Origin of the sequence: Deinococcus soli (ex Cha et al. 2016) (genome assembly GCF_001007995.1) — a bacterium.
GTDB lineage: Bacteria > Deinococcota > Deinococci > Deinococcales > Deinococcaceae > Deinococcus > Deinococcus soli.
In genome coordinates this window covers 1,527,788-1,554,736 of the sequence record NZ_CP011389.1, presented here as the reverse complement: position 1 = coordinate 1,554,736, position 26,949 = coordinate 1,527,788, and the positions used below count along the sequence as shown (strand labels likewise).

Here is a 26,949-nt window from a genome sequence, read left to right as displayed (position 1 = left end):
TTCAGAGTCTGCCACGGCTTCAGCGCCCCGCGTGCTGACCGATCAGTCCGGGCAGATCTCGCTCCAGGTCACCGCCCACCACATCCAGGTTCCCGTACACCCGCACGAAGCGGCCCTGACCGTCCACGACACTTACCTGATCGCCGTGAATCCGTGCCGCCACCGCCGCTCCCGCACCCACCTGGGCGGCATTCACCGCGCCACTGGACGTCTTGCCCTGCGGCGTGGTCATGTGCGCGCTGTGGTCCTCTGCGGGCATCGGGGCCACGTTCGCCACGAACATCTCGCGCGCCGCCGCGTCAATCGTCTCCGCCGTCCCGGTCAGACCCGTGAACGCCGGGTCGAAACGGTTCAGGTACTCGCGCATCACCCCGGGCGTGTCGTGCCCGGGGTCCACCGTGATGAACTGCACCTGCACCCGCGACCGCTGCTCGGGGCTCAGCGCCGCGTACGTGTTCTTCAGGCTCGCCAGCGTCGCCGGGCACACGTCCGGGCAGCGCACGAACCCGTAGAACACCAGCCTCACCCGCCCGTCCGAGGCCGCCAGCGTCGTCGCCCGCCCCCGGTCATCCACCAGCGCCAGCGCCGGCAGGGCCTTGGGCTGATCCAGCGCCTCACCGGCCGTCACGCCCGGCGCGGCCCGCCGCATCACCAGCAGTCCACCCAGCACCGCCGCGACCACCAGCAGCGCCGCCGTCACCCATTTTGAGACACCCGTCATGCCCGCAGGGTAGGGGAGAGGGCCGGGGTGACGTGTCCCCGGAGTGCGTAGTGGGTGGCGACCGCGAACCGCCGCCCACTCACGATTGACCCCACACAACGCGAAAGGGACGCCCGCTCAGGCGCCCCCCTCTGTCTTCTGCGCGGTGTTACCAGGCGTAGAAGATCGCGACGATCAGCAGCCACACCACGTCCACCAGGTGCCAGTACAGGCTGGCGGGGGTGATCGAGCCGTGGTTGTACTTGTCCATCTTCCCGGTCAGGGACTGGTAGAAGGGCAGGGCGATGCCGGTGCCGCCGATCAGGATGTGCAGGCCGTGCAGGCCGACGATGGTGAAGAAGCACGCCTGCCACAGGTTCTGCTTCCAGTCGCTTTCCACACCGAACAGCGTGAACTCGTACACCTGGAAGATCATGAAGATCGCGCCGAGCAGCAGCGTGACGAACATGCCGATGCGGAAGCGGGTGAGTTTCCCGTGGTGGTTGTCCTGCTCCGCACGGTGAATCACGAAGGAACTCGCGACGAGGACCAGGGTGTTCAGCGCCGCCAGCCAGATGCTGGGACGCAGCGCGGGCGGCTCGGCGGCGCCGATGAGTCGCAGGTACGCGTACCCGGCGATCAGCACGCCGAACAGACCGACTTCGCTGATGATGAACCACGCCATGCCCATGAAACCGTTGTCGTACTTGGTCAGGTGGTGGTGCGCGACCGGCACGGCGTACTCGCGGGTGCCCGCCCACTTGAACAGGCTGTACAGGAATACCGGGATACTGAGGTACAGCACGACCGTGGCCAGCTTGAACGCGAAGCTCGCGTCCGCGAAGGGCTGCAGGCCGGTGGCGGGGTGGTAGTTCGTGAACCAGCCGAAGCTTAGGCCGTACCCCATCAGCAGCAGGCCCACGGCCGTCATGAACGGCCAGATGCTGTCCTGCGGCAGGTGAATGCTCTTGGGATCAACCGGCGTGAGGGTCTCACCACTCTGCTCCCAGTCGTACAGGGGGCGCTCGGTGGGGAAGGTGGTGGGGAAGTCATGCGCGAAGTTGTAGGGCTTGGGCGGGCTGTCCGCCGTCCATTCCAGCGTGAAGCCGCCCCAGGGGTTGGGTGAAGCCGTGGCGGGCTGACGGAAGCTCTGGAGCATGTTCCACACCCACACGATCCCGCCGGCCAGCAGGGTCAGCGCGCCCAGGGTGGAGATGAAGTTCAGTTCCGTCCAGGCGAAGTTGCCTTCGGGATAGGTGTAGTAGCGGCGGGGCATGCCGAGCAGACCCAGGATGTACTGGGGCAGGAAGGTCATCCACGAGCCAATCATGAACAGCCAGAAGTGCGCCAGACCCAGCTTCTCACTCATGAAGCGGCCGGTCATCTTGGGCCACCAGTAGTACAGGCCGCCCATGGCCAGGAACGCCGTGCCGAACATCATCACGTTGTGGAAGTGCGCCACCACGTAGTACGACATCGTGACCTGGTAGTCGAAGGGAATCAGGCCCAGCGAGACGCCGGTGATCCCGCCGATCAGGAAGTTGAAGATGAAGCCGACCAGCCAGTAGGTGGGGGACTTCATGATGATCCGCCCGCCCCACAGGGTGCCGATCAGGTTGAAGATCTTCACGCCGGTCGGGACGGCCACGATCAGGGTGGCGATCATGAACGCGATCTGCCACGCCTCGGGCAGGCCCACGGCGAACATGTGGTGGACCCACACCAGCAGGCTGACGAGTACGATCCCCAGGATCGAGTAGATCATCACGCGGTAGCCGAACAGCGGCTTGCGGGCCATGGTGCTGGCGATCTCGGCGCCGATGCCCAGGTAGGGCAGCAGCATCACGTACACCGCCGGGTGCGAGTAGAACCAGAAGAACTGCTGGAACATGACGGGCACGCCGCCGATGCCGGGGTTGAACATGCTGATGCCCAGCTTCAGTTCCAGGTACGTGACGAGCGCGGCGGCGGTCAGGCCGCCCAGGGACACCAGCTGCAGCATGGAGGTCGCGAAGATGCTCCAGGCGAACACCGGCATCTGCCACAGGCTCATGCCGGGGGCGCGCATGTTCACGACGGTCGCCGCGAAGTTCGCGCTGCCCAGCAGCGACGCGATGCCGTTCAGGGTCAGGGCGACCATCAGCACGGTCACGCCGGTCTGGTTGGCGTCCACGCTCAAGGGGTAGTAGAAGGTCCAGCCGACGCCGGGCGCGCCGCCGTTGGCGAGGCCCAGCACGACCAGGATCAGGCTGAAGATGAACAGCCACACCGCGAAGGTGTTGATGCGTGGCAGCGCCACGTCCCGCACGCCCAGCTGCAGCGGCAGGAACCAGTTCCCGAAGCCGAACAGGCCGATCGGGATCAGGAAGAAGAAGATCATCAGCGCGGCGTGCATGGTCAGCACCTGGTTGTAGGTGTTGCCCACCAGGAAGGTGTTGTCCGGCACGGCCAGCTGCAGGCGGATCAGCACCGCGAGGATGCCCGCAAGGGCGAAGCCCAGGATGCTGGTGGCGATGTAGAGCGTCCCGATCTTCTTGTGATCGGTCGTCATCATGTAGTCCTTCAGGACGGCCCAGAGGCCCGGGCGGGCCCCGGCGTCCTGAACGGGGGCATGCTGAACGGTCACTGGGTGCCTCCGTTGGGTGCGCCCTGCACGGGCGTGCCCTTCCAGTAGTCCGCTTCCTCGGGCAGCTTGAGGCTGCGCAGGTACGCGGCGATGTCGTCGATCTCGGCGTCGGTCAGCGTGCCGCCCTTGACCATCTTGCCCTTGACCATGTACTCGCTGCCGTCATAGGTGGGCATCAGGCTACCGGGCTTGACCAGCGGACTGTGCTTGATCCAGGCGTGCAGTTCCTCGGCGGCCTTGGCGTCGGTCCACTGCGCGTCGGTCATGGCTTCCCACATGCCCGCGCCCAGCGTGCGGCGCGTGCCGAAGAAGCTCAGGTCAGGGCCCTGCACGCCCGCCGCAGGGGTGCCCTGCACGCGGTGGCAGGCGGCGCAGGAGGTCGCGCCCGTGCTGGCCTTGCCCTGCATGAACAGGGTGTACCCGCGGGCCTCGGCGCTGCCGGGAGCGGGCTCGGGGGCGCGGTAGGCCTTCATGGCGGCCAGCGTGGTGTTGTAGCGGTCCTGATCCAGCGCGATGACCTTGTAGCGCATGTTGGCGTGGCTGGCCCCGCACAGCTGCGAGCAGTTGCCCTGGTACACCCCGGCGCGGTCGTTGTCGACCTGCCAGGTCTTCTTCACGCTGGGCATCGCGGCGCGCTGACCGCCGATGTTCGGCGCCCAGAAGCCGTGAATGACGTCGCCACTGGTGATGGTCAGCGCCACGGCTTCCTTGGTCGGCATGATCATCTCGTTGCCGTTCGTGACCACGCCACCCGCGTCACTGGTGACCTCGGGGTACGCGAAGTTCCACCAGAACTGCTTGGCGAGCACGTCGATCTTGGTCGCCTGGTTGGGCGTGGGGTTCAGGACCGCCATGCTCTTGACGGTCAGGACGCTCAGCAGGATCACGATCACCACAGGCACGGCCACCAGGATGGTCTCGAGCTTGTTGTTCCCGTGGAACTGGGCGGGCGGGGCGTCGTGCCTGTCTTCACGGAACTTCTGCACCGTGTAGAACAGCGCGTAGGACACGCCGATAAAGATGATGATGGACAGAGCAATCGCCCAGATGCTCATCCACCAGATTTCCCGGTTGTAGGCCGACGCCATGTCCCCGATGCTCAGGGACTGCGTCACGGGTTGACAGCCGGTCAGCAGGGTCGCGCCCAGGATCGCTAGGGTGGGCAGGACCCGCCGGCCCCGCCTCCGTGTGCCGCTGTTGCGGTGTGTGGTGGTATTCAACGTCACTCCTTTCCTCTGCTTGCAGTCTAAAGCGTCACGCGGGCGTGTGGAACGCGTGGGTGGCCCCGCGCGGTCAGCGTTCAAGCTTCCGCCCACATTCTACCGACCGGTCAGGCATACCCGCCATGAGACCAGATGAGCCTCGGGCAAGTGTCCTGACGTTCCTCCAGTCCCCGACCATCATGCGCCTTTACGCCGCGCGGGGAAACAGCGGGCGCGGCCCCCGGACTCCGGACGCCGCGCCAGTCAGGCCCGCGCGCCGGTCAGGCGGCCGGCAGCAGCATGCGGTCAGCGGCAGCGGCCACGAACAGCAGCGCCAGGTACAGCATCGAGTACAGGTACAGCGGCACCGCCACCTTCCGCTCGACGGGCTTCCCGGCCATCACGTGCCGGTACAGGCGCCAGGACAGCACCAGCAGCCACGCGCCCAGCCCGGCCGCCGCCACGAAGTAGATCGCCCCGACCTCGCGGAAGAACACCGGCATGACCGACAGCACCACCGTGTAGATGGCGTACAGGCCGATCTGCGCGACCGTCAGCTTGTCGCCGTGCACGACGGGCAGCATGGGAATCCCGACCTCGCGGTACTCCTCCTTGATCATCAACGCCAGCGCCCAGAAATGTACGGGCGTCCAGAAGAAGATGATCGCGAACAGGAACCACGCGAACAGGTTCAGGTCCCCCGTCACGGCCGCCCAGCCCACCAGCGGCGGGAAGCACCCGGCGGCCCCCCCCAGCACGATGTTGTGCCAGGTGTTGCGTTTGAGCAGCTGCGTGTAGACCACCACGTACGTCAGGAAGCCCGCCAGACTCATCCAGGCGGCCAGCGGCGTCGCCCACACCCACAGCATGGCGAACGACAGGATCTGCAGCGCTCCGCCGAACGCGGCGGCGTCGCGCGTGCTGATCAGGCCACTCGTGGTGGGCCGCTGGGCGGTCCGCGCCATCTTCAGGTCGATGTCGCGGTCGATGATCATGTTGAACACGCCCGCCGACCCCGCGGACATGTACCCCGCGAGACTCACGACGACCAGCAGCCACAGATCCGGGACGCCCCGCTCGGCCATGAACATCGCCGTGATGGTCGTCCAGAGCAGCAGGCTGATGACCTTCGGTTTGGTCAGCGACAGGTAATCCCGCCACGTCGCCCGGGCGGGCGCGGTCTCGGCGGGGATGGGCTCGGAAGTCGTCATACGTTCCCCTCCACCCTAGCGCGCCCGCCCTGGACGGACAGTCCCGTCAGGGCCCGGTACACCAGCATGACCAGCGCCAGCCACAGCGCCAGCGCCAGCAGCAGGTGCACGAGCTGCACCCAGCCCGGCGCTTTCAGGATCACATTCGAGAAACCCGCGACCATCTGCACGGCCAGCACGCCCCACAGCACGGCGCTCCAGCGCCGCACCTCGGCCCCTGGGCGCTCGCGGCGCAGGAACACGCCCAGCCACACCAGGAAGGCGCTGGTCAGGACCGCCAGCATCGGGTGCACCACCCGCAGGTTCTCGATGACCGAGGCCGTCACCGCGAAGTCCCGTTTGACCGTCTCGATCGGCGTGCTGCCGTCGGCCGGCAGGAACAGCAGGTCCCCCAGCGCCGTCACCGCGCCCGCCATACCCAGCACGAGCATCAGCCCCAGGCCCACGTAACTCCAGCCGCCCACCAGCCCCTGACGGCGCAGCCGCAGCCCCGGCGCGCCACTGGCCCACAGCGCCGTGAGCAGCAGCGCCGCCAGCAGCAGGAACGTGTTCGCGAGGTGAATGCCCTGCACGAACCCGCGCGCCGGATCGGTACTGTCCGCCGTGAGGCCCAGCAGCACCTGCACGCCCCCCACCAGACCCTCAAGCAGGATCAGCCCGAACGACACCACCGCGCCCAGCCGCGCCGGGTGGCCCCGGGGCACCGCCCGGAACGCCAGCACGATCAGCGTGATCGCCAGCAGGCCGCTCGCGGCGCTGGTCAGGCGGTGACTGAACTCGATCACGGTATGCAGCGTGGGACTCTGCGGCACCACCACGCCGTTGCACAGTGGCCAGTGATCGCCGCACCCTGCCCCGGCCCCCGTGATGCGCACCACCGCGCCCCACAGGATCACCAGCACGTTATAGATCAGCGCCGCCCAGGCCAGCCGGGGGAGCCACGCGCCCGCGCGGGCGCGCGGAACTGTCAGCGTTCCACTCATCGTCACCATCCTCGCCGCCCGTCAGGCCCGGCCGTAGGGGCCAGGGCGGGGGTCTCTCGCCCGGCATTCTACCCGCCCCCCCCCGCAGAAGATTGTCCCCCACCCCCACGCCCGGGCGCGGACACCTGACCTTCACGCCGCCCGTACACTGGGCGGAACTATGGCGGAAACGATCAACCAGTGGGCGGTCATCACGATCATCCTGAGCGGCCTGGCGCTATGCGTGGGCGTGTACCTCATCAAACGCGGGCTGAAAGAAGCCCACATGAAAGCCATGATCGTCGCCAGCACCCTGGCCACCATCTTCCTCGTGCTGTACCTGACCCGCCTGGGCCTGGGCTATGAGAAGAAATACGCCGGGCCCGAGGAGTGGCGAGTGGCGTACTTCGTGCTGCTGATCAGCCACATCATCCTGGCCGCCGCGAACCTGCCGCTGGCGCTGGGCGCCCTGTGGAACGCCGTCAAGGGTCTCAGGGCCGCCGGGAACCTGAACAACATCGACCTGCCCGCCGCGCGCGGGTACTTCAACAAGCACCGCGCCTGGGTGCGCTGGACGGTCCCGGTGTGGCTGTACGTCGCCGTGACCGGCTGGATCATCTACCTCGTGCTGCACAGCTACGGCGAGGTCATCAAGAGCTGACGCGGCACGGCAGGCACTGCCCCGGGGCAGTGTGCGCCGTCCTGTGTGACCCGCGCCGCGCCGGGGGTGCAGGGCGGCGCCTACACTCACGCGGTGACCGTCCCCACCCCGTCTGACCTCACCCCCCCAGCCGGGCGGGACGTGCTGGCCTACCCGGAATTCCGGGCCATGCTCGTCGCCGCCGTCACCAGCACCCTCGCCTCACGCGCTGTCGCCCTGACCGTCGCGTACCAGATGTACCAGATCACGAAGGACCCCCTCACGCTGGGCCTGCTGGGGCTCGTGGAGGCCATTCCCGCCCTGAGCCTCGCGCTGCTGGGCGGCGTCGTGGCTGACCGGACGGATCGCCGCCGCATCCTGCTCCTGACCATCGGCGCGGAGGTACTGTGCGCGGCGCTGTTCGCGCTGTACGCCCCGCACGCGCAGACCGGGGGCATCTGGCCGCTGCTGGCGCTGATCTTCGCGCTGGGCGTCGCGCGCGGGTTCTCCGACCCGGCCCTCCCGGCCTTCCAGGCGCAGGTCGTGCCGCGCGACCTGCTGCTGCGCGCCAGCGCCTGGCGGTCCAGTGCGTGGCAGGCCGCCGCGATCATCGGCCCGGCGCTGGGCGGCGCGCTGTACGCGTGGCGCGGCCCGCAGGCGGCCTACGCCTTCGCGCTGGGGCTGTTCCTGATCTCGCTGGGCTGCGTGCTGTACGTGAAGAGCAAGGGCCGCCCCGCCTTCACGCCCGGCGAGCCGTTGGGGCAGAGCATCAAGGTGGGCCTCGCGTTCGTCCTGCAGCGGCAGGTGCTGGTCGGCAGCATGGCCCTGGACCTGTTCAGCGTGCTGTTCGGCGGGGCCATCGCGCTGCTGCCCGTGTTCGCCAGCGACATCCTGCGCGTCGGCCCCACCGGGCTGGGCCTGCTCGTCGCGGCGCCCAGCGTCGGCGCGCTGGCTGTCATGCTGCTCGCTACCCGCCGCCCCCCAGGGCAGGGCGCGGGCCGCACGCTGCTGCTGGCCGTCGCGGGCTTCGGCGTCAGCATGATCGTCTTCGGCCTGTCCCACAACCTCGCCCTGAGCGTGGTGGCCCTGGTGGCCGCCGGGGTGTTCGACGGGATCAGCATGATCATCCGCAGCGCCACCCTGCAACTGAACACCCCGGACCACATGCGCGGCCGCGTGAATGCCGTGAGCGGCATGTTCATCGGCGCGAGCAACGAACTCGGCGCGTTCGAGAGCGGCGTGGCCGCCCGGCTGCTCGGCACCGCCCGCAGCGTCTGGCTGGGCGGCATCGTCACCCTGATCGTCGTGGCCGCCACCGCCGCACTGGCCCCCGAACTGCGCGCCATGAACCTCACGGACATCGAGGACTGAGGCGGAACGCCAGTTCGCACGCGCCCGGCCCTGCTACGCTCCGGGCATGAAACGCAGCATTCCGGAGTTGCAGCACTCCGCGCAGCCGCTGGTCATGGTGACCGCGTACGACTACCCCGGCGGGAAGCATGCGCAGGCCGCCGGCGTGGACCTGATCCTGGTCGGGGACAGCCTGGGGAACGTCGTGCTGGGCTACGACAGCACCGCGCCCGTCACGCTGGGCGACATGATCCACCACGCCCGCGCCGTACGCCGCGGCGCCCCCGACACGTTCATGGTCGTGGACCTGCCCTTCGGCACGTACCACACCGGCGTGCAGGACGCCATGCGCAACGCCGTGCGCGTCATCCAGGAGACCGGCGCGGACGCCATCAAGATGGAAGGCTCAAGCCCCGAGATCCTGCAGGTCGTGCAGACCCTGACCCGCAACGGCATTCCCGTCATGGGCCACGTGGGCCTGATGCCGCAGACCGCCACCGCCCAGGGCGGCCTGCGCGTGCAGGGCAAGGACGACGCGGGCGCCCGCGCCACCCTGGACGGCGCGCTCGCCCTGGAGAGTGCCGGGGCGTTCAGCGTGGTGCTGGAAGCCATCCCCGCGCGGCTGGCGCGCCTGATCAGCGAACGCCTGACCGTCCCCACCATCGGGATCGGCGCCGGGGTGAACTGCGACGGGCAGGTGCTCGTCACGCACGACCTGCTCGGCATCTACGAGGGCGAGGAGAAGAAGATCGCCAAGCGCTACGCCGAACTCGGCCGCGCCGCCCGCGAGGCCATCGCCGCGTACGCCGCCGACGTCCGCGCCCGCGAATTCCCCACCCGCGACAACGCCTTCGTCATGAAAGACGACGTGCTCGACAAACTGTACTGACGCTACGCCCCGTCGTCCGCGTCCCGTAACTCGCGCAGCGGCACGACCGCCGCGACGTTCCCCACGATCCGCCCCGCGTGCCAGCGGGGCGAGCCCGTGATCACGACCTCCAGCAGCGACCCGTCCGGGCGGCGCAGCCGCGTGCGGTACGTGCTCGACGTGCCCGCCAGGCGCTGCTCGCGCGCGTCACGCAGCGCCGCGTGATCCTCCCGGACCGTGAACTCGAACGGCGTGCGTCCCAGCACCCGCTCGGGCGTCAGGCCCAGCATCCGCGCGTACGCCCGGTTCACGAACACGAACCGCCCGTCCTCGTCCGCCACGGTCAGGCCGTGCTCCACGGACTCCATGAGCTGCCGCGTAAAGTGCAGTTCCTGAGCGTAGGCTTCTTTCAGCTCGCGGTGCCCGCGCAATAGCCGCACCAGCTGCGGCGCCAGCCACGCCGCCACACCCAGCGTCGCCAGAACCGGCAGGATCACCACGAACGCCTGTGGGCGCGGCACCAGCAGCGCCACCAGGAACGACTCCAGGATCAGCAGAGCGAACAGCACGTACGCCACCCGCAACTCCAGCTGACCCGGTCTCATGAGTACAGGGTGCCCGGCGGAACCTTGCAGGGTTCTTACGTCCGTTCACGTTGAACGTCCGCGCACCTGAGCGCATGCCCGCGCACCCGGGCCGTTACCCTGCCAGGATATGAACCCACGACGGCAGATGCTGATCAGCGCCGCCCTGATGAGCGCCGCCGGCGCCCTTCAGCTTCCCGCGCTGCTCCGGGACGTGCAGCGCCCCGCAGCGGACTTCCCCTGGCCCAGCCTGATCAGCGTGGCGCTGATGCTGGGCGCGGCCCTCGGGACGCTGCTGCACGCCCTGTGGCCCCTGCGGGGCGAGGTGCCGGTCCGGGACTGGCGGACCTCGCTGCCCTTCTACCTGCTGCCCACCCTGGGGCTGCTCCTGGGCGGCGCGCTGCTGATCGACCGCGAGCTGACGCGGGACGTGGACCTCACGGCCCAGACAGCCTTCGATCGGTCGGCCCGTGACCTCGAACTGATCATGGTGCCCTGTCCGGTGCGGGGCAACCGGTGCGTGCAGGCGAACGTGGACGGTCCCCTGATGGCCGAACTCCTGCAGTCGGCGGTCACGGCTGCCGGGGGCCGGATCAAGGGTGGTGCCCTGCCCCTGACCCGCCAGGGAGACCGCGTGATGGGGGAGGCGCGGGTCACGCTGCGCGCCGGGCTGCGGCAGGTGCCGTTCACGCTGCGATACGACGGCCCGGTGATCGTGGGCCGCGCCGCGCCCCTGCCCGACGCGGCACTGCCCCTGGCGCAGGCCAGCCTGGAGCGCGCCGATGACTGACCGAACCGCTTCCCACATCCAGACGGACGGCCCGCAGTTCCGCCCGCGCTCCGGCCCGCTGCGGCTGACGCTGCTTCTTCAGGGGGTGTTCCTGCTGGGAATGCTGACCGGACTGGTCGTGCTGGTGGTCAGCAGTCCGCTGTCGCGGCTGGCGGACCGGGTCATGGGGCTGTTCCCCTGGTGGTTCCTGGTGCAGGCGCTGTCCTTCGGCGCGTACGCGCACGCCTACTGGGGGGCCTTCGGCACCCTGGGGAAGGCTGCCGCGCCCATGCAACTCTGGCGGCACCCGGAACTGCGGAGCCTGCCCGCGCTGCCGCCCCTGCCGCTGTGGCGGGCCGCGCTGCTGTACGCCGTGCCAGTGGCGCTGGTCGGGGGCATGTTCGCGTGGGGGGCGCGGGATCTCGGGACGCAGGTGGTGCGGTACACCACGAACGGTCAGTGGACCTCGGCCGCTGCGCTGGGCTTCACGCGGGTCAGCTGCCGGGACTTCCCGGCAGGCAGCGTGCAGCCGGACTCGCTGTGTCTGGTGGCGTGGCAGGACTTCCCGCAGGGGCAGTCCTTCGCGGACATGGTGCGCGCGTGGGTGCAGGACGAGCGGCGCACCTTCACGGACGCCGGGCAGCCGGTGGAGGCCCCGGCGCTGAACCTGCCCTTCCGGCAGGCGGGCGGCGTGACGGGCGGGCAGTGGGCCGTGCCGCTGCGCTGCATCGCCGAGGACGACGTCCAGCCATTCACCGTGACCGCCGTGTCCCGGCGTGATCCGGTCCCGGCAACGGGCGCGTCCCCGGCTCCTGAACTGGCCTCCTGGCTGCGGGGTCAGGCGTTCCATTCGGTGCTGATCGTGACGCCCGGCGCGTCAAGTCCCGGTGTCACAGCGCCGTGACCGGGGGGGCTCTATCCTGATCCAATGACCGCGTCTGCCGATTCCGCGAAGCCTCATATTCACGTTCCGGACGGCTCATGCTGCACCCCGAAGAAGTTCGCGCATCTGCACCAGCACACGCAGTACTCACTGCTGGACGGCGCGGCGAAACTCAAGGACCTGCTCAAGTGGGCCAAGGAGGTCACGCCGGAAGGACAGACCCCGGCGCTGGCCATGACGGACCACGGGAACATGCACGGCGCGGTGCACTTCTACAACTACGCGACCGGGATGGGCGTCAAGCCCATCATCGGGTACGAGGCGTACGTCGTGCCGGGCGAGGGCACCCGCCGCGACCGGACGCGCGCGCAGGACGGCGAGAAGGGCATCTTCCACCTGACGCTGCTCGCCCGTGATTTCGAGGGCTACCAGAACCTCTGCCGCCTGAGCAGTCGCGGGTACACGGAAGGCTACTACTACAAGCCGCGCATCGATCACGAGCTTCTGCAAGAGCACCACAAGGGCGTCATCGCCTTTTCTGGATGCCTGGGCAGCGAGGTGCAGCAGCTGCTCCTGCAGGGCCGCGAGGACGACGCCAAAAAACGCCTGCTGTGGTACCGCGAGCTGTTCGGCGAGAACTACTTCATCGAGATCCAGGACCACGGGCTGCCCGAGCAGAAGCGCAACAATCCCATCCTGCGGGCCTGGGCGCAGGAACTCGGGATCGGGATGGTCGCCACGAACGACGGGCACTACGTCAAGAAGAGCGACGCCACCGCGCACGAGACGCTGCTGGCCATCCAGACGAAGGCGACCCTGGCGGACGAGAACCGCTTCAAGTTCCCCTGCGACGAGTTCTACGTGAAGGACCTCGAGGAGATGCAGGCGTCCCTGCCGGTCAGCGAGTGGGGCGAGGAACCCTTCGACAACACCGCGATGATCGCCGAGATGTGCAACGTGGACCTGCCGGTGGGCAAGAAGCGCGTGTACCAGATGCCCGCCCTGCCCATCCCCGAGGGCCGCACCATGCCCGAGGAACTGCGCGTGCAGACGTACCGCGGGACCGTGAAACGCTACCCGGCACACGCCACGGAAGGTCTGCTGCGCGACTACGCGGCCCGCACCCTGACCGCGCTGGGCGCCGACGCGCAGAAGGTCCTGGAGCGCGCGGGCGGCTGCGACCCGCAGAGCTGCGACCTGGAGACGCTGTACACCCTGCTGGCCTTCGCGGGCAGCGAGTGGGAGGCGCGCGGCAAGGCGGCGGGCGAGAAGTACACCAAGTACCCCGCGCTGGAACTCATGGAGGCCGAGGCGGACTCCGGACCGCTGCCCGCCTACGCGCACGAGGACTGCCGCCGCGCCGCGCAGAAGGACAGCGACACCAGCATCGCCCTGGACGGCGAGCACGGCGAGGAGACCACCCGCGCCCACCACCGCCACGCGCTGGTGATCCTGCGCCGCGCCGAGTACGAACTGTCGGTCATCAACAACATGGGCTTCCCCGACTACTTCCTGATCGTCGCGGACTACATCAACTGGGCCAAGGATCAGGACATCAGCGTGGGGCCGGGGCGTGGGTCGGGCGCAGGCTCGCTCGTGGCGTACGCGATGCGCATCACGAACCTCGACCCCCTGGAATTCGAGCTGCTGTTCGAGCGCTTCCTGAACCCCGACCGCATCTCCATGCCGGACTTCGATATCGACTTCAACGACGCGCGCCGCACGGAAGTCATCCAGTACGTGCAGGACAAGTACGGCGAGGACAAGGTCGCGCAGATCGCCACCTTCGGAACCATGGCGTCCAAGGCCTGCCTGAAGGACGTGGCGCGCGTCATGGGCCTGGAGTACGCCAAGGTCGACAAGGTCAGCAAGCTCATCCCGATCAAGTTCGGCAAGAGCTACAGCCTCGAACAGGCGCGCGAGGCCGTGCCGGACATCCAGCAGATGCTGAACGAGGACGCCCAGCTGAAAGAGGCGTACGAGTTCGCGCAGAAACTCGAGGGCCTCACCCGCCACGCCAGCGTCCACGCCGCCGGGGTCGTCATCGGCAAGACGCAGCTGACCGACCTCGTGCCCGTCATGCGCGACACGTCGGGCGCGGGCATGGTCTGCCAGTACGACATGAAGGCCGTCGAGGACATCGGCCTGATCAAGATGGACTTCCTGGGCCTGCGCACCCTGTCCTTCCTGGACGAAGCCAAACGCATCCTCAAGGAATCCGGCACCGACTTCGAGGCGAAGTACGGCACCTTCGACGACATTCCCTTCGACGACGCCCGCACCTACGAACTCCTCAGCCGCGGGGACACCAAGGGCGTCTTCCAGCTCGAAGGGGCCGGGATCGCCGACGCCTCCCGGCGCCTCAAACCGCGCCGCCTCGCGGACATCATCGCCCTCTCGGCGCTGTACCGCCCGGGCCCGATGGAGAACATCCCCACCTACGTCCGCCGCCACCACGGCATCGAACAGGTGGACTACGTCCGTGACGGCTTCCCGAACAGCGCCCAGTACCTCCAGAAGATCCTCGCCGAAACCTACGGCATCCCCGTGTACCAGGAGCAGATCATGCAGATCGCCTCCGAGGTCGCCGGATTCAGCTTAGGCGGGGCCGACCTGCTGCGCCGCGCGATGGGCAAGAAAGACGCCGAGGAGATGAAACGCCAGCGGCAGATCTTCGTCGAGGGCGCCGAAGGCAACGGCGTCCCCAAGGACGAGGGGAACAAACTGTTCGATCTGCTCGACGCGTTCGCGAACTACGGCTTCAACAAGTCCCACTCCGCCGCGTACGGCGTCATCACGTACCAGACCGCGTGGCTCAAGGCGAACTACCCCGTGCAGTTCATGGCCGCCCTGCTGACCGTCGAACGCAAGGACAGCGACAAGGTCGCCGAGTACGTCAGCGACGCCCGCAAGATGGACGTCCACGTCCTCCCCCCCGACATCAACAAGTCCGCGCCCGACTTCGCGGTCGTCGGGCAGGACATCCTCTTCGGCCTGTACGCTATCAAGGGCCTCGGCGAGGGCGCCGTGCTGAAGATTCTCGAGGAACGCGAACGCGCCGGCGCCTTCAAGAGCCTCGCGGACTTCTGCTCCCGCCTGGGCAACAAGGTCTGCAACCGCAAGGCCATGGAAAGCCTCATCAAGAGCGGGGCCTTCGACCAGTTCGGCGACCGCCGCCAGCTCCTCGAGAGCCTCGAGGAATCCATGACCTGGGCGCAGGGCGCCGCCGCACTCGCCAACAGCGGCATGGACGCCCTGTTCGGCGCGCAGGAAGTCGCCCCCGAACCCAAGCTCAGGGCCGGCGTCACCCCCTACACCGATCTGGAACGCCTCAGCATCGAGAAGGAAGCCCTGGGCCTCTATATCTCCGGCCACCCCCTCGAACAGCACGAAGGTCTGCGCGAAGCCGCCAGCTGCCGCATCAGTGACCTCGACACGTGGTTCCAGACGCAGAACGTCGCCCCCGGCAAACGCATCAAGGCCGTCCTCGCGGGCATGATCGAGAGCGTCGTCAAGAAACCCACCAAATCAGGCGGTATGATGGCCCGCTTCATCCTCGCCGACGAATCCGGCCAGACCGAACTCGTCGCCTTCAGCCGCGCCTACGACCGCATCCAGGACAAGCTGATCAACGACACCCCCGCCCTCGTCATCGTCGAACTCGAATCGGAAGACGGCGGCCTGCGAGCCATCGCCGAGGAAGTCGTCAGCGTCGAACAGCTCGGCGAGGTTCCCAAAGTCATGTACGTCACCATCGACCTGGAACACGCCACCCCCGACGCCCTCGGCGAATTCCAGAGCCTCCTCGACGAACACGCGGGCAGCATGCCCACCTACCTCCGCCTCGAGACCCCCGAACAGTTCGTCCTGTACCAACTCGACCACGGCATGGGCAGCAGCGAGGCCATCCGCGTCCTCAACCACACCTTCCCCTGGGCCGACGCGTACCTCGCCTACGACCAGCAGACCATCCTCGGCCGCTTCGCCCCCAAACCCCCCGCCTGGATGAACAAACAGAACGGCGGCATGCGGGCTTAAGCGCGGGCGGACCCCTCCCCTGTGCGGAGAACCCCTCAGTCAGCTTCGCTGACAGCTCCCCTCAAAGGGGAGCCTTTTGCTGCCTCCCCTTGAGGGGAGGTGCCCCCGGAGGGGGCGGAGGGGTTACGCTGCGGGTCATGCGTGACCTGCATTCGAGGCGTCTGGTGCCGCGTGCGCGTGAGTTGCGGGGGGCCATGACGCCTGCGGAGCGGCGGTTGTGGTTCGATCTGCTGCGGTCGCATCCCGTGCGGTTTCGCCGGCAGGTGCCGCTGCTGGGGTTCATTCTGGATTTTTACGCGCCGTCCGCGCGGGTGTGCGTGGAGGTGGACGGCGCGTCGCATGATTCGCCGGATGCTGTGGCGTATGACGCCGAGCGGTCGCGGGGGCTGGCGGGTGCGGGTATCCGGGTGCTGCGTGTGCGGAACGTGGAGGTCATGCGGAACCTGCCCGGTGTGGCCGCCCTGATTGAGTCATCGCTCCGGGAATAAAAAAAGGCTCCCCTTGAGGGGAGCTGTCAGCGAAGCTGACTGAGGGGTTGCCTTCGGCTCAGGCGTATTTGGCGCGCATCATCATGATCTTGAGTTCGTGGGGGCTGGTGGCGCTCTGCAGGGCGTCGTCTTCGTGCATGAGCCCTTCCTGAACGAGGTGGGCGAGGTGCTGGTCGAAGGTGTGCATGCCGCGAGCGCCGCCTTCCTGGAGGGCCTGTTTGATTTCTTCCATGCGTTCGGGGTCTTTGATGCATTCGCGGACGGTGGGGGTGCCGAGCATGATTTCGAGGCCGAGGACGCGGCCGCCGCCGACTTTGGGCAGGAGGCGCTGGCTGACGATGCCGACGATGCTCTCCGAGAGGCCCTGGCGGATCTGGTCGCGTTCGTGGGGGGCGAAGAAGTCGATGATGCGGTTGACGCTGCGGATGGCGTCCTGGGTGTGCAGGGTGCTGAAGACGAGGTGGCCGGTCTGGGCGGCGGACAGGGCGGCTTCGACGGTTTCCTTGTCGCGCATCTCGCCGATGAGGATGACGTCGGGGTCCTGGCGCATGCTGGCGCGCAGGCCGTTGGCGAAGCTCATGGTGTCGAGGCCCAGTTCGCGCTGGCTGATCATGGCCATGCGGTCTTTGTGCAGCACTTCAATGGGGTCTTCGAGGGTGACGATGTTGACGGGCTGGGTGGCGTTGATGTGGTCGAGGAGGCTGGCGAGGGTGGTGGTCTTGCCGCTGCCGGTGGGGCCGGTGACGAGGATCAGGCCGCGTTCGTGCTGCGCGAGTTGTTCGAAGGTCTCGACCGGGAGGCCGAGCTGCTGGAAGGTGGGGATGGGTTTGTCCTCGATGACGCGCATGATCAGGCCGATGCTGCCGCGCTGCCAGTAGGCGTTGACGCGGAAGCGGGCGAGGCCGGGGATGCCGTAGGCGAAGTCGGCTTCGCGGCGTTTGACGAAGTCGTCCCACATGGGGCCGTTCATCATTTCGCGGGTGAACGCTTCGACGTGTTCGTGGCCGAGTCGGGTGTCCCCGAAGCGTCTGATCTCGCCGTTGATGCGGCCAGCGGGGGCGCTGCCGGTGCGCAGGTGGATGTCGCTGGCTCCTTCTTTGACAATGGCGGTCAGTACGCTGTTCAGGACACTCATGGTGCCCTCAGGGTAGGGGCAGGCGTCTTACAGTTTCGTTGCGCTGGGCTGCGTTTCGGTGGGGTTCATGTCCCCCTTCTGGGGGGTGGGGCCGCGCAGCTTGCGGCTTTCGAGGTCGGCGTGGTGGGTCAGGTAGCGCAGCCACGCCTTGGCGGTGAGGTCCCCGAGGCTGTTGTGGGGGATGGTCTGGTCGTCGTTGGGGGGGCGGGTGTGGAGTTGCCGGGCGAGGTCGACGCTGGCGGCGCGGGTGCTGGTGATCATGGCCTGCAACTGGGGCAGGGCGGTGTCCTGGGGAGGCCGGTGGGTGTGGTATGGCGCGGTGAGGTCGGGGTGCCGGCCGAGCGCGGCGCCGAGGCGGTGCTGGCCCCAGCGTTCGATGCCGATGATGTGCGCCAGTGTTTCGCGGTTGGCGTGCGTGTCGGCGGCCCGCGCGGCGCGGCCGGTGAGGTGGGTGCCGCTGGTTTCGAGGCTGTGGGCGAGTTCCTGGTAGGAGCTGCGGCCGGCGGGGCGCTCTAAGACGCGGCTGACGACGGCGCCCTTGAGGTCGCGCTGGCGGGTGCGGGCGAGGTACGCGGCGCCGGCGGCCACGCCGACGGTGGCGACCGTGATCAGGGCGGGCACGGCGGGGCTGGTTCTTCGCTGGCTCATGCCGCATGGTACGCGCTTCAGGGGGGTGGGGTTCCGTCCGCCGGGGGGGTCAGGGGGGGCAGGTCAGGACCCGGTCGGGCAGGCCGATCAGCTGCACGTACGAGTCGGCGGGGCAGGGGAGGGCCTCCCGGAGCATCAGCGGGTGTGCCAGGGTGTACTCGGGCAGGTTCAGGGGCAGGCCGCGCGCGCCCCACCCGAAGCCCTTCCCGAGCCGCGCGCCGCGCGTGTCCACGGCGACGCATGCGAGGACGGCCGCCTGCGCGCCCTCGGGGGTCAGGGTGGGCTCGCCGTACGTTGGCAGGGCGCTCAGGCGCGCGCCGCGCGGGTCGGTGACGCGCCAGTACCAGCCGCCTTTCTTCTGGTGCGGGACGTAGAGGGTCTTTCCGGTCTTCAGCGCCTGCTGCCGCAGGGGGAGCAGCGCGCGTTCGGGCCCGATGATCAGGGTGTGCCGCGCCGTGAGGTCGGGGTGGGCCAGCAGCTGCGCGGCGGCCTTCTTCGCGTGCGTGAAGTTCGGGCAGTGCCCGTGCGGCGGCAGGGGGTAGGCGCAGGCCTGCTTGCCCATCAGGTCGTCCCACACCTGTTCGCGCACGGCTCCGGCAGTGCTCATACCTGCACGCTAGCAAAATGCGACTGTTTCCCGCCTCCTGCCCCCCGCGTCCCGGATAGGTCATCTGGCGGCGGCGCGCGGCGGGGGGTGGGGCTACACTCGGGCGCATGACGGATGGCGTGCGGGCAGAGGTGGTGCGGGTGGCGGCAGCGGCGTACCCGGTGGACTTCCTGGCGGACTGGGCGGCGTATGAGGCGAAACTCTCGCGCTGGGTGGCGGACGCGGCGGGGCAGGGCGCGGAGCTGCTGGTGTTCCCGGAGTACGCGCCGCTGGAACTGATCAGCCTGCTCCCGCAGGACCTGCATCATGACGTGGTCGGCATGCGCCCGGCGCTGCAGGCGTTCGTGCCGGACTTCGTGGCGCTGCATGCCCAGCTGGCCCGCGAGTATGGCGTGAGCATCGTCGCCGGGAGCTACCCCGTGGCGCAGGATCACGGCTTCGTGAACCGGGCGTTCGTGTTCGGTCCGGACGGCACGCAGGCGCATCAGGACAAGCTGCTGATGACCCGTTTCGAGGCCGAGGAGTGGCACATCGCGCCGGGCGAGGGCGCGGCGGTGTTCGACCTGCCCCTGCCGGGCGGGACGCTGCGCTTCGGGATCGCCATCTGCTACGACAGCGAGTTCCCCACCCTGGCGCGCGAACTGGCGGAGGCGGGCGCGGAGTTGCTGGTCGTGCCGTCCTTCACCGGGAGCCGCGCGGGGTTCACGCGGGTGCGGGTGGGCAGCATGGCCCGCGCGCTGGAAAACCAGCTGTACGCGCTGCACGCCCCGCTGATCGCGGACGCCCCCTGGACGTACGCCGTCGAGGACGCGCACGGCGCGGCGGGCGTGTACGCCCCGTCGGACAACGGCCTGCCCGAGGACGGCATCGTGGCGCAGCTGGGCTGGAACGAGCCGGGCTGGCTGGTGACGGACCTGGACCTGCGCCTGACCCGCGCCGTGAGGGTGGACGGGCACGTCCTGAACTGGCGCGACCGCGTGGTGGGCGCGTCGCGTCCCACACCGGCGCAGGTCGTGAGCCTGGGCGGCGTGCCGGAGCGCGTTTGAGTGCCGTGACGGTCCGTCGCCTGACCCCGCCGGACGCCCCGGCCTACCGCGCCGCGCGGCTGGCGGCATTGCAGGCCGACCCGGCGGCGTTCCTGACGACCGCACACGAGTTCGCGGCGCTGGGTGAGGAGGCGCTGGCGGCCCGCCTCGCGCCGGACGCGGCGGGCGTCACGCTGGGGGCGTTCGTGGACGGTCAGCTGCTGGGCCTCCTGACCCTGGTGCGCGAAACGGCCCCGCCGCTGGCGCACCGCGTGAACGTGTACGGCGTGTCCGTCGCCCCGGGGGCGCGCGGGCAGGGCCTCGGCGCGGCGCTCGTGCGGGCCGGGGTGGCGCTGGCGCGCTCGTGGGTGGGCGTGACGTCCCTGCACCTCGCCGTCATGGACACGCAGGACGCCGCGCGGCGTCTGTACGAACGCTGCGGCTTCCGCGTGTGGGGCATCCAGCCGGACGCGGTGCGCCGGGACGGCCGCGTGCACGCCGAGCACTGGCTGGTGCTGGAATGCTGACGGCGCCTCCAGCGCCCAGCTTCGTGCGCCCGCCGCGGCTGGTTCCGGGGTCGCGGGTGGCGGCCCTGAGCCTCTCCAGCGGCTTCGTGACCGAGGTCATGACCCGCTACCGGGCCGGGGTGCGGCAGGTCGCGCAGGAGTTCGGGTGGGAGATCGTGGCCGCCCCGAACGCGTTGCGTGGCCCGGCGTTCCTGGCGGCGAACCCGCAGGCCCGTGCGGACGACCTGCACTGGGCGCTGGAGGCGCCGGACATCGGCGGGATGGTGAGCATCATCGGCGGGGACGACAGCGTGCGGCTGCTGCCGTTCCTGCGCCCGGACCTGATCCGCGCGCACCCGAAGGCGCTGCTGGGTTTCAGCGACACCACCGTGACCCTCACGCAGTTCGTGCGGGCCGGGGTCATGGCATATCACGGTCCGGCGCTGCTGACCGACCTCGCGGAGAACGGTGGGATGCACCCCTACGTGGTGCAGGGGGTGCGCCGCGCGCTGATCGATCCGCCCGCGCCCTTCGATCTGGCGCCCGCGCCCGGCTGGACGCAGGCCAGCCCGGACTGGGCCGACGAGGCCGCGCAGGAGGTCCCCCGGACTTTCGATGCCGGTGACGGCTGGGTGTGGCTGCAGGGCGAGGCGCCCGCGCAGGGGCATCTGCTGGGCGGCTGCATCGAGGTGCTGGACATGTTCAGCGGCACGCCCGGCTGGCCGGAGCCCCACCTGTGGCGCGGCGCGGTGCTGGCGCTGGAGACCAGCGAGGACGTCCCCCCGCCCCGGCAGGTGGGGTACTGGCTGCGCAATTTTGCCGCGCAGGGCATCCTGGGTGGGCTGGCGGGACTGCTGCTGGCCCGCCCGCGCCGCTACACGCCCGAGATGGTCGCGGACCTGTACACCTGGGTGCGCCGCGTGCTGCGCGAGGCGGGCCGTCCGGACCTGCCGGTCGTGGCGAACGTGGATTTCGGGCACACCAGTCCGCAGCTCACGCTGCCGCTGGGCGCGTTCGTGCGCCTGGACCGGCTGGGCGGCCGCGTGACCGTGCAGCCGTGACCGGTCCGGTCGGCAGGGGCGCACACATCCGTCCCAGGCGCGTGGCGCGCTATCATGCGCGGTGTGCGGCTGCTGCTGCTGTCTGATATCCACGCGAACCACACCGCGCTGCAAGCGGTTCTGAACGACGCCGAAAAACGCCGCTTCGATCAGGTCATCCACCTTGGCGACGCGCTGGGCTACGGCCCGCACCCGCGCGAGGTGCTGGACGTCCTGCGCGAACTCGACGCGATCTGCGTGCTGGGCAACCACGACGAGATGCTCCTCCAGTACGCGGCAGGTCGCAAAGAGGCCAAGGACTCGATCGTGAGCATGGCCCTCACGTGGCAGCTGTCACGCCTGTCCGAACGGGACGTCGCGTGGGTGCGGCTGTGGCGCGACGGCATTGATGACCCGGACGTCGGCGCGCGGTACCGGCACGGCACGCCGGTGAGCCTCGACCACTACACCGATTCCGTCCCGGCCGCCCGCGAGGCCTTCACGCAGTGGCAGGGCCGCCTGGGCTTCGTGGGACACACGCACGTCCCGGCAGCGTACGCCACGCTGAACTCCCCGGTGGGCGACTGGGTGAAGGTGCAGGCCTTCCCGGACGGCGGGAGTTACATGGTGGCGCCCAGCACCCGCGTGATCCTGAACCCCGGCAGCGTCGGGCAGCCGCGCGACGGGAACCCGAAGGCCAGTTACGCCATCTACGACTCGGTGCGCGGCTACTTCGAGGTGTTCCGCGTGGCGTACGACATCGAGCGGGCGCAGGAGGCGGCGCTGGAGGCGGGTCTGCCGCAGGTGCTCGCCGCCCGGCTCGCCATCGGGAAGTAGGCGCTTCCATGACGACCGCCGCCGACCTGCACGGCCCGCTGCTGGAGCAGACCGGAGCCTTCCGGGGCAACGCCCTGCTCCTGACCGGCCCGGCCCGCGTCGGCAAGCTGGACGTGGCGCGCGCCGTGGCCGCGCAGCACAACTGCGCCGGGCAGAGGGGCATGTACGGCGAGGCCTGCGGCACGTGCCCGTCGTGCCGGGCCCTGGCGGCCGGCGCCCACCCGGACCTGCTGCTCGTCGAGCCGCGCGCCACGACGAGCACCGGCAAGGCCGCGCGGCGCAAACTGATTCCCATCGGCGCGGTCCTGTCCGCCCGGGACAAGGCCCGCGAGTACGAGACGCACGTGTTCGAATTCCTGGAGGTGCGGCCCACCTTCTATCGGCGCGTGGTGATCGTGCAGGGCGCCGAGTACCTCGGCCCCGAGGCCGCGAACGCCCTGCTGAAACTCGTGGAGGAACCCCCGCACGGCGCACTGTTCGTGTTCCTCGCCGAGGACCTGCGCGCGGTGCTGCCCACCATCGTCAGCCGCAGCGCCCGCCTGACCGTCACGCCGGTCAGCGACCCGGCGCTGGAACGCGCCCTGCTGCGCGCCGGGCAGGAACCCGACGCGGAACTCGTGGCGTTCGCCGCGGGACGCACCGGGGTCCTGCACGACCCGGAATCGGTACGCTCCGCCCTGCAGGACGCCCGTGAACTCACGAACGCGCTCGGCGAGAGCCTGCTGGGCGCCCTGGAGGCCGCCGAGGCGCTGGAGAAACGCTTCGATCCGGCCTGGCATCCCGAGACGCTGCGCTTCACGTGGCGGGATCAGCCGCCGCACGTCCGCGCGCGCGCCGACACGGCCCTGACGGCGCTCCAGGAGGCCCTGGAGGCGTACGCCAGCCCCAGTCTGAGCTTCCAGGTGTTCGCGCTGGCGCTGCGAGGCGCCTTCGGGCACGCCTGAAGCGGATTTCGTCTGTTCCGTCAGCAACCCGGAAGACCACCGGGGGCCAACGCTACGCCCGGAACCCGCGCTGCTCCGACTCGCGTCCACCCGGATCAAATGGTTTTTGCAAACCACGCAACCGGAGTCGGTATGACCCGACACCTGAAGGGACCAGCGCAGGACGCCCCGGCGTAGACTGCCGGGCATGAGTGCTCCTTTCACGCATGGCGCGCTGCGCCTCTGGTCGGTGCCGACCGGTCCCGTCCAGGAGAACGCCATCCTGATCGCCGGGACCCAGAATGAGGGCTTCCTGATCGACCCGGGCGACGACGCCGAGCGCCTGCTGACGCTGGTGCGCGGCTCGGGGGTGACGGTGAGGGGCATCCTGCTCACGCACGCGCACTTCGATCACATCGGCGCCGTGCAGCCGCTGCGGGAAGCGCTGCAGGTGCCGGTGTGGCTGCACCCGGCGGACCTGCCGCTGTACCGGGCGGGCGCGCAGAGTGCCGCGCGCTGGAACCTCCCGTTCATCCAGCCGGCCGATCCCGACCATGAGATCAGCGAGGGGCAGACGTTCACGGCGGGCGACCTGACCCTCACCGCCCGGTTCCTGCCGGGGCACGCACCGGGGCACGTGGTGTTCAGCGCGCCGGGTCTCGTGGTGGCGGGGGACACGCTGTTCCGCGGTGGAATCGGCCGCACCGACCTGCCGGGCGGGAACCACCCGCAGCTCCTGGCGGGCATCCGCGGGCAGCTGCTGACCCTGCCGGGCGACACGGCGGTGTACCCGGGGCACGGACCGCGCACGACGGTCGCCACGGAAATCCAGACGAATCCCTTCCTGCAATGACAGCAGCGCCGCCCCCCGTTCACTGGGGGGCGGCACCGGAGAGGGAAGAGGTTAGAAGCCGCTGACGTTCAGGCGGCCGCCGGTAACGGTCTTGCCGCTGAGGCTGGTGGTGGGCGTGGCGCTGCCCAGGATCGCGGAACGGATCTGCGCGGCACTCGCGCCTGGGTTGATGCTGGCGTACAGGGCGACGCCGCCCGTCACGTGCGGGGTGGCCATGCTGGTGCCGTTGTAGCTGCTGTAGGTGTTGTACGGCACGCTGCTGGTGATCGCCACGCCGGGCGCGCCGATGTCCACGGTGGTCTTGCCGTACTGGCTGAAGGATGCCAGCGCGCCGGCCTTGTCGATGGCGGCCACGGCGATCACGGCGTCGTACCCGGCGCCGGCCGTCGTGTCGTAGTTGCTGGGGTAGCTGGCGGTCGTGTCGTTGTTCGTGCCGCTGTTCCCGGCGGCGGCGACGAACAGGATGTTCGCCTTCGCGGCGCGGACGATCGCCTCGTACATGGCCTGGCTGTAGCCGCCGCCGCCCCAGCTGTTGTTCGTGGCGACGATGTTCAGCCCGTGGCGGGTCTTGAGGTCCGTGAAGTAGTCCACGGCCTTGATCGCGTCGGCGGTGTTCCCGCCGCGGCGGCCCAGGAATTTGCCGCTGATGAACGTGACGTTGTGGTTCACGCCGACCACGCCGCCGTCGTTCGCGGTGCCGCCGATCGTCCCGGCGACGTGCGTGCCGTGCGCGTCGAGGCTGCCGCGCGTGCCGCCGTCATAGACGGTGCTGTCGTTGTTCGCGAAGTCCCAGCCGCGCGAGTCGTCCACGTAGCCGTTGCCGTCGTTGTCGCGCCCGTCGGCCGGGTCGAAGGGGTTCAGCCACGCGTTGCCCCTGAGGTCCGGGTGGTCGAACTGGTAGCCCTCGTCGATGATGCCCACGTATACGCTCTTACTGCCGGTCTTCCCGGCGGCCCAGGCGGTCTCGGCGCCCGAGCCGAAGTTGCCCTTCATGCCCCACAGCGTGCCGTTCGTGTAGGAAATGTCGCTGGGCAGCGCCTGGGTCTGGTACGTCCAGTTGGGTTCCGCGAAGCGCACGAGGCCGCTGGCCTGGAGCTGCTGGGCCTTGGCCGTCACGCCCTGACCGTCGGTGATGCGGGCGCGCAGCAGTGCGGCGCCGTTCACGGTGGCGAGCGTCTCGACGTTCTGCACGCCCAGCGCGCTCAGGCTGGTCAGCGCCTGGCTGCTGACCCCGCCTTTCAGTTGCACCAGGAGTTCGCCGTCCACGAAGGTCGGCGCACTGGCCTGGGGGGCGTCGGGGGTGAGCTGGGCCGGGGTCTGTCCGCAGGCAGCCAGGAGGACGGAGAGGGTGAGCAGGCCAAACAGACGGGTACGGTTCATTGCAGCCTCCGGCGTGATGGGGCGCGGGGCCCGTCACGGTGAGTGGAACGTATGGAACGGTCTGCAAACCATAGGCTGCTCTGCAATCGGTCATTTGTGAAACGAATTCCATTGCCTGTCCCGCCATCTGGGGGTAGCGCCGAGGTGGCAGGACGAGTCAGGCGCGTCCGGCAGCGGCTCTGCCGACAAGTGAGGAGAAGCCTCCTGATCCACGCGCCATGCCACAATGCGGGACGTGATGCCAGGAACAGGGCTGGGACCGGGCGCGCAGGCGGCTGCGGGCCTGACCGACGTGAGTTACAGCACGAACACCGCCAACGCCCTGATTCACCTGTACCGCGCCGAGGTCGGCAAGATGACCGCCTACCGGCAGCGGCTGGACATGACCACCAACTGGTCGGTCGTGACCACGGCGGGTCTGGCGTCCTTCGCGCTGGGCGACGTGAACAACAGCCACGCGACTTTCCTGTTCGCGATGTTCATGAACTACTTCTTCCTGCGCCTGGAAGCCCGGCGGTTCCGCACCTTCGAGATCGCGCACCACCGCGTGCGGATCATGGAGCGTTTCTTCTACCCGGCCATGCTGGGTGACCGGGTGGACCCCGGCTGGCACCAGCTGCTGCTGGCGGAACTGAGCAAGCCGCGCAGTCCCATGAGCCGCGCCGACGCGCTGGGCTGGCGGCTGAACCGCAACTACCTGTGGATCTACGCGGCGGTCCTCGCGGCGTGGTTCGCGAAACTGGACCTCGCGCAGCCCAAGGGCTGGGTGCTGGAGTTCCCGGCCGCGTTCGCCCTGGCGGACATCGGGAATTTTCCCGGCTGGCTGGTGTTCACGATCGTGGGCGGGTTCTACCTGCACCTGATCGCCCTGGCAGCCCGCGCGGCGCGCACCTACCCGCTGGAGGAAGGCTGATCCGGCCCAGGCGCTCCCCCGACGGTCCGCGCCTGCGCTTCCCGCCACATCTGCGCGCCCACCAGCGCCAGCGCCTGCACGCCCAGGCTGCGCGCGTACCACCGCGGGCGGCCCGAGAGCACGCACGCGCCCAGAAGGAGAAACTGCGTGGAAAGACCGAGGTTGGCGCTCAGGGTGTTCACGGCCAGCGGCGTGTACGCCTGCCGCTGCGTCAGGGAGGGCACAGCCGTGCCGGTCACGCGGCGCAGCCGACGCTGAAAGGCGCGGTCCAGCGCCCGTTCCTGCGGCACAAAATACGCGTTGTACACCGCCTGAAGGGCTCCCAGCACGACCGGGTGATCCCCGGCCTGCGCGGCGCCCTCGCGGAAGACCTCACCGCGCGCGGCGCGGTACTCCCGCTCCCACAGGAAATCCACGGTCAGGATCAGGCTCTGCAGCAGCGTGACCGGCACGCCCGCACGGCCCAGGATCGCCACGTTCAGCGCGAGGTTCACCAGCAGGTCCCCCTCGGTGTCCAGGTACCGGCCGGTCTCGGTCGTCTGCCCGGTCGCGCGGGCCAGCTGCCCGTCCAGACCGTCCAGCAGTGTCTTGACCTGCAGGAGCAGTGCGGGCCGGACGCGTTCGCCGCGCCGGATGAGCAGCGCGGCGATCAGGCCCAGGGCGGTGTGCAGCAGCACCACGTGCTGCGGGTTGACGTTCAGCCGCGCCAGGGGCGGCACGAGCAGCTGCGCCGCCGGGCGGAACAGACGTTCGCCCGCCCA

Annotated in this window: 25 protein-coding genes; 14 read left to right on the top strand and 11 right to left on the bottom strand. The window is 69.3% G+C overall.

Features of this window, described 5'->3' with window-relative positions:
• Positions 1-19: 19 nt before the first annotated feature.
• The 5 genes from SY84_RS07710 to SY84_RS07690 form a co-directional block, all read right to left on the bottom strand.
• Positions 20-721, bottom strand: coding sequence for an SCO family protein (locus SY84_RS07710; RefSeq protein ID WP_046843536.1), 702 nt, complete (start codon positions 719-721; stop codon positions 20-22).
• A 148-nt stretch (positions 722-869) separates the two neighbouring features.
• Positions 870-3,326, bottom strand: coding sequence for a cbb3-type cytochrome c oxidase subunit I (locus tag SY84_RS07705; RefSeq protein ID WP_046843535.1), 2,457 nt, complete (start codon positions 3,324-3,326; stop codon positions 870-872).
• Positions 3,323-4,441, bottom strand: coding sequence for a cytochrome c oxidase subunit II (coxB, locus tag SY84_RS07700; protein ID WP_308420083.1), 1,119 nt, complete (start codon positions 4,439-4,441; stop codon positions 3,323-3,325). Before coxB ends, SY84_RS07705 begins: the two co-directional genes overlap by 4 nt.
• 368 nt (positions 4,442-4,809) lie before the next feature.
• Positions 4,810-5,739: a heme o synthase gene (locus SY84_RS07695; protein ID WP_046843534.1), complete on the bottom strand. Its 930-nt coding sequence runs from the start codon at positions 5,737-5,739 to the stop codon at positions 4,810-4,812.
• Complete coding sequence (locus SY84_RS07690; protein WP_046843533.1) at positions 5,736-6,722, bottom strand: COX15/CtaA family protein; 987 nt, start codon at positions 6,720-6,722, stop codon at positions 5,736-5,738. Before SY84_RS07690 ends, SY84_RS07695 begins: the two co-directional genes overlap by 4 nt.
• Positions 6,723-6,882: 160 nt before the next feature.
• Here SY84_RS07690 and SY84_RS07685 point away from each other — a divergent pair, with 160 nt between their 5' ends.
• From SY84_RS07685 to panB, 3 genes are all read left to right on the top strand, one after another.
• Positions 6,883-7,362, top strand: a complete 480-nt coding sequence (locus SY84_RS07685; RefSeq protein WP_046843532.1) for a DUF420 domain-containing protein — start codon at positions 6,883-6,885, stop codon at positions 7,360-7,362.
• Positions 7,363-7,455: 93 nt separating this feature from the next.
• Positions 7,456-8,712, top strand: a complete 1,257-nt coding sequence (locus SY84_RS07680; RefSeq protein ID WP_046843531.1) for an MFS transporter — start codon at positions 7,456-7,458, stop codon at positions 8,710-8,712.
• Between the two features lie 46 nt (positions 8,713-8,758).
• Complete coding sequence (gene panB, locus SY84_RS07675; protein ID WP_046843530.1) at positions 8,759-9,580, top strand: 3-methyl-2-oxobutanoate hydroxymethyltransferase; 822 nt, start codon at positions 8,759-8,761, stop codon at positions 9,578-9,580.
• Positions 9,581-9,582: 2 nt separating this feature from the next.
• On the opposite strand, the gene SY84_RS07670 is transcribed toward panB, so the two are convergent.
• The gene (locus SY84_RS07670; protein WP_046843529.1) at positions 9,583-10,164 is read right to left on the bottom strand and encodes a PAS domain S-box protein; all 582 of its coding nucleotides are present in this window, start codon (positions 10,162-10,164) and stop codon (positions 9,583-9,585) included.
• 109 nt (positions 10,165-10,273) lie between these two features.
• On the opposite strand from SY84_RS07670, the gene SY84_RS07665 reads away from it, so the two are divergent.
• The 4 genes from SY84_RS07665 (at position 10,274) to SY84_RS07650 (ending at position 16,321) form a co-directional block, all read left to right on the top strand.
• Complete coding sequence (locus tag SY84_RS07665) at positions 10,274-10,933, top strand: hypothetical protein (protein WP_157882925.1); 660 nt, start codon at positions 10,274-10,276, stop codon at positions 10,931-10,933.
• Positions 10,926-11,816 (top strand): hypothetical protein, encoded by an 891-nt coding sequence (locus tag SY84_RS07660; RefSeq protein WP_046843527.1) that lies wholly within the window; start codon positions 10,926-10,928, stop codon positions 11,814-11,816. Before SY84_RS07665 ends, SY84_RS07660 begins: the two co-directional genes overlap by 8 nt.
• A 24-nt stretch (positions 11,817-11,840) precedes the next feature.
• Positions 11,841-15,833 carry a DNA polymerase III subunit alpha gene (gene dnaE, locus SY84_RS07655; RefSeq protein ID WP_046843526.1) on the top strand — a complete coding sequence of 1,331 codons (3,993 nt, stop codon included), beginning with the start codon at positions 11,841-11,843 and terminating at the stop codon, positions 15,831-15,833.
• Positions 15,834-15,970: 137 nt separating this feature from the next.
• Entirely contained in the window at positions 15,971-16,321 is a 351-nt protein-coding gene (locus SY84_RS07650; protein WP_046843525.1) for an endonuclease domain-containing protein, read from the top strand.
• 58 nt (positions 16,322-16,379) lie between these two features.
• On the opposite strand, the gene SY84_RS07645 is transcribed toward SY84_RS07650, so the two are convergent.
• From SY84_RS07645 to SY84_RS07635, 3 genes are read right to left on the bottom strand one after another with little or no spacing between them, the layout of a single operon-like run.
• Positions 16,380-17,456 carry a PilT/PilU family type 4a pilus ATPase gene (locus tag SY84_RS07645; protein WP_046843524.1) on the bottom strand — a complete coding sequence of 359 codons (1,077 nt, stop codon included), beginning with the start codon at positions 17,454-17,456 and terminating at the stop codon, positions 16,380-16,382.
• Positions 17,457-17,483: 27 nt separating this feature from the next.
• The gene (locus tag SY84_RS07640; RefSeq protein ID WP_245621428.1) at positions 17,484-18,104 is read right to left on the bottom strand and encodes a DinB family protein; all 621 of its coding nucleotides are present in this window, start codon (positions 18,102-18,104) and stop codon (positions 17,484-17,486) included.
• A 49-nt stretch (positions 18,105-18,153) separates the two neighbouring features.
• Entirely contained in the window at positions 18,154-18,711 is a 558-nt protein-coding gene (locus SY84_RS07635) for a 5-formyltetrahydrofolate cyclo-ligase (RefSeq protein ID WP_046843523.1), read from the bottom strand.
• A 107-nt stretch (positions 18,712-18,818) separates the two neighbouring features.
• Between SY84_RS07635 and SY84_RS07630 the strand changes: the two genes are divergently transcribed.
• From SY84_RS07630 to SY84_RS07605, 6 genes are all read left to right on the top strand, one after another.
• Entirely contained in the window at positions 18,819-19,757 is a 939-nt protein-coding gene (locus SY84_RS07630) for a carbon-nitrogen hydrolase family protein (protein WP_046843522.1), read from the top strand.
• Between the two features lie 5 nt (positions 19,758-19,762).
• Complete coding sequence (locus tag SY84_RS07625; RefSeq protein WP_328512063.1) at positions 19,763-20,263, top strand: GNAT family N-acetyltransferase; 501 nt, start codon at positions 19,763-19,765, stop codon at positions 20,261-20,263.
• On the top strand, positions 20,257-21,303 hold the full coding sequence (locus tag SY84_RS07620; protein ID WP_046843520.1) for a S66 family peptidase: 1,047 nt from the start codon (positions 20,257-20,259) through the stop codon (positions 21,301-21,303). The genes SY84_RS07625 and SY84_RS07620 overlap by 7 nt, the downstream gene beginning before the upstream one ends.
• A gap of 54 nt (positions 21,304-21,357) precedes the next feature.
• A complete protein-coding gene (locus tag SY84_RS07615) occupies positions 21,358-22,119 on the top strand; it encodes a metallophosphoesterase family protein (protein ID WP_046843519.1) in 762 nt (253 codons plus the stop codon).
• Positions 22,120-22,127: 8 nt separating this feature from the next.
• Positions 22,128-23,063, top strand: coding sequence for a DNA polymerase III (locus tag SY84_RS07610; protein ID WP_046843518.1), 936 nt, complete (start codon positions 22,128-22,130; stop codon positions 23,061-23,063).
• Between the two features lie 187 nt (positions 23,064-23,250).
• Entirely contained in the window at positions 23,251-23,895 is a 645-nt protein-coding gene (locus SY84_RS07605; RefSeq protein ID WP_046843517.1) for an MBL fold metallo-hydrolase, read from the top strand.
• 51 nt (positions 23,896-23,946) lie between these two features.
• On the opposite strand, the gene SY84_RS07600 is transcribed toward SY84_RS07605, so the two are convergent.
• Positions 23,947-25,275 carry a S8 family peptidase gene (locus SY84_RS07600; RefSeq protein ID WP_046843516.1) on the bottom strand — a complete coding sequence of 443 codons (1,329 nt, stop codon included), beginning with the start codon at positions 25,273-25,275 and terminating at the stop codon, positions 23,947-23,949.
• A gap of 238 nt (positions 25,276-25,513) precedes the next feature.
• Here SY84_RS07600 and SY84_RS07595 point away from each other — a divergent pair, with 238 nt between their 5' ends.
• Positions 25,514-26,188 carry a DUF2270 domain-containing protein gene (locus SY84_RS07595; RefSeq protein WP_046845033.1) on the top strand — a complete coding sequence of 225 codons (675 nt, stop codon included), beginning with the start codon at positions 25,514-25,516 and terminating at the stop codon, positions 26,186-26,188.
• Here SY84_RS07595 and SY84_RS07590 read toward each other — a convergent pair.
• Positions 26,167-26,907 carry a CDP-alcohol phosphatidyltransferase family protein gene (locus SY84_RS07590; RefSeq protein ID WP_245621427.1) on the bottom strand — a complete coding sequence of 247 codons (741 nt, stop codon included), beginning with the start codon at positions 26,905-26,907 and terminating at the stop codon, positions 26,167-26,169. The genes SY84_RS07595 and SY84_RS07590 overlap by 22 nt on opposite strands.
• Between the last annotated feature and the right edge of the window lie 42 nt (positions 26,908-26,949).

Excerpts from the sequence above, each read along its gene's own strand:
- panB (WP_046843530.1), top strand. The coding sequence starts at position 8,759 with ATGAAACGCAGCATTCCGGAGTTGCAGCACTCCGCGCAGCCGCTGGTC.
- SY84_RS07630 (WP_046843522.1), top strand. The coding sequence starts at position 18,819 with ATGACGGATGGCGTGCGGGCAGAGGTGGTGCGGGTGGCGGCAGCGGCG.
- SY84_RS07695 (WP_046843534.1), bottom strand. The coding sequence starts at position 5,739 with ATGACGACTTCCGAGCCCATCCCCGCCGAGACCGCGCCCGCCCGGGCG.
- SY84_RS07635 (WP_046843523.1), bottom strand. The coding sequence starts at position 18,711 with ATGAGCACTGCCGGAGCCGTGCGCGAACAGGTGTGGGACGACCTGATG.
- SY84_RS07605 (WP_046843517.1), top strand. The coding sequence starts at position 23,251 with ATGAGTGCTCCTTTCACGCATGGCGCGCTGCGCCTCTGGTCGGTGCCG.
- dnaE (WP_046843526.1), top strand. The coding sequence starts at position 11,841 with ATGACCGCGTCTGCCGATTCCGCGAAGCCTCATATTCACGTTCCGGAC.
- SY84_RS07660 (WP_046843527.1), top strand. The coding sequence starts at position 10,926 with ATGACTGACCGAACCGCTTCCCACATCCAGACGGACGGCCCGCAGTTC.
- SY84_RS07665 (WP_157882925.1), top strand. The coding sequence starts at position 10,274 with ATGAACCCACGACGGCAGATGCTGATCAGCGCCGCCCTGATGAGCGCC.
- SY84_RS07610 (WP_046843518.1), top strand. The coding sequence starts at position 22,128 with ATGACGACCGCCGCCGACCTGCACGGCCCGCTGCTGGAGCAGACCGGA.
- SY84_RS07710 (WP_046843536.1), bottom strand. The coding sequence starts at position 721 with ATGACGGGTGTCTCAAAATGGGTGACGGCGGCGCTGCTGGTGGTCGCG.
- SY84_RS07600 (WP_046843516.1), bottom strand. The coding sequence starts at position 25,275 with ATGAACCGTACCCGTCTGTTTGGCCTGCTCACCCTCTCCGTCCTCCTG.
- SY84_RS07620 (WP_046843520.1), top strand. The coding sequence starts at position 20,257 with ATGCTGACGGCGCCTCCAGCGCCCAGCTTCGTGCGCCCGCCGCGGCTG.
- SY84_RS07650 (WP_046843525.1), top strand. The coding sequence starts at position 15,971 with ATGCGTGACCTGCATTCGAGGCGTCTGGTGCCGCGTGCGCGTGAGTTG.
- SY84_RS07690 (WP_046843533.1), bottom strand. The coding sequence starts at position 6,722 with ATGAGTGGAACGCTGACAGTTCCGCGCGCCCGCGCGGGCGCGTGGCTC.
- SY84_RS07615 (WP_046843519.1), top strand. The coding sequence starts at position 21,358 with ATGCGCGGTGTGCGGCTGCTGCTGCTGTCTGATATCCACGCGAACCAC.
- SY84_RS07595 (WP_046845033.1), top strand. The coding sequence starts at position 25,514 with ATGCCAGGAACAGGGCTGGGACCGGGCGCGCAGGCGGCTGCGGGCCTG.
- SY84_RS07670 (WP_046843529.1), bottom strand. The coding sequence starts at position 10,164 with ATGAGACCGGGTCAGCTGGAGTTGCGGGTGGCGTACGTGCTGTTCGCT.
- SY84_RS07685 (WP_046843532.1), top strand. The coding sequence starts at position 6,883 with ATGGCGGAAACGATCAACCAGTGGGCGGTCATCACGATCATCCTGAGC.
- SY84_RS07640 (WP_245621428.1), bottom strand. The coding sequence starts at position 18,104 with ATGAGCCAGCGAAGAACCAGCCCCGCCGTGCCCGCCCTGATCACGGTC.
- SY84_RS07645 (WP_046843524.1), bottom strand. The coding sequence starts at position 17,456 with ATGAGTGTCCTGAACAGCGTACTGACCGCCATTGTCAAAGAAGGAGCC.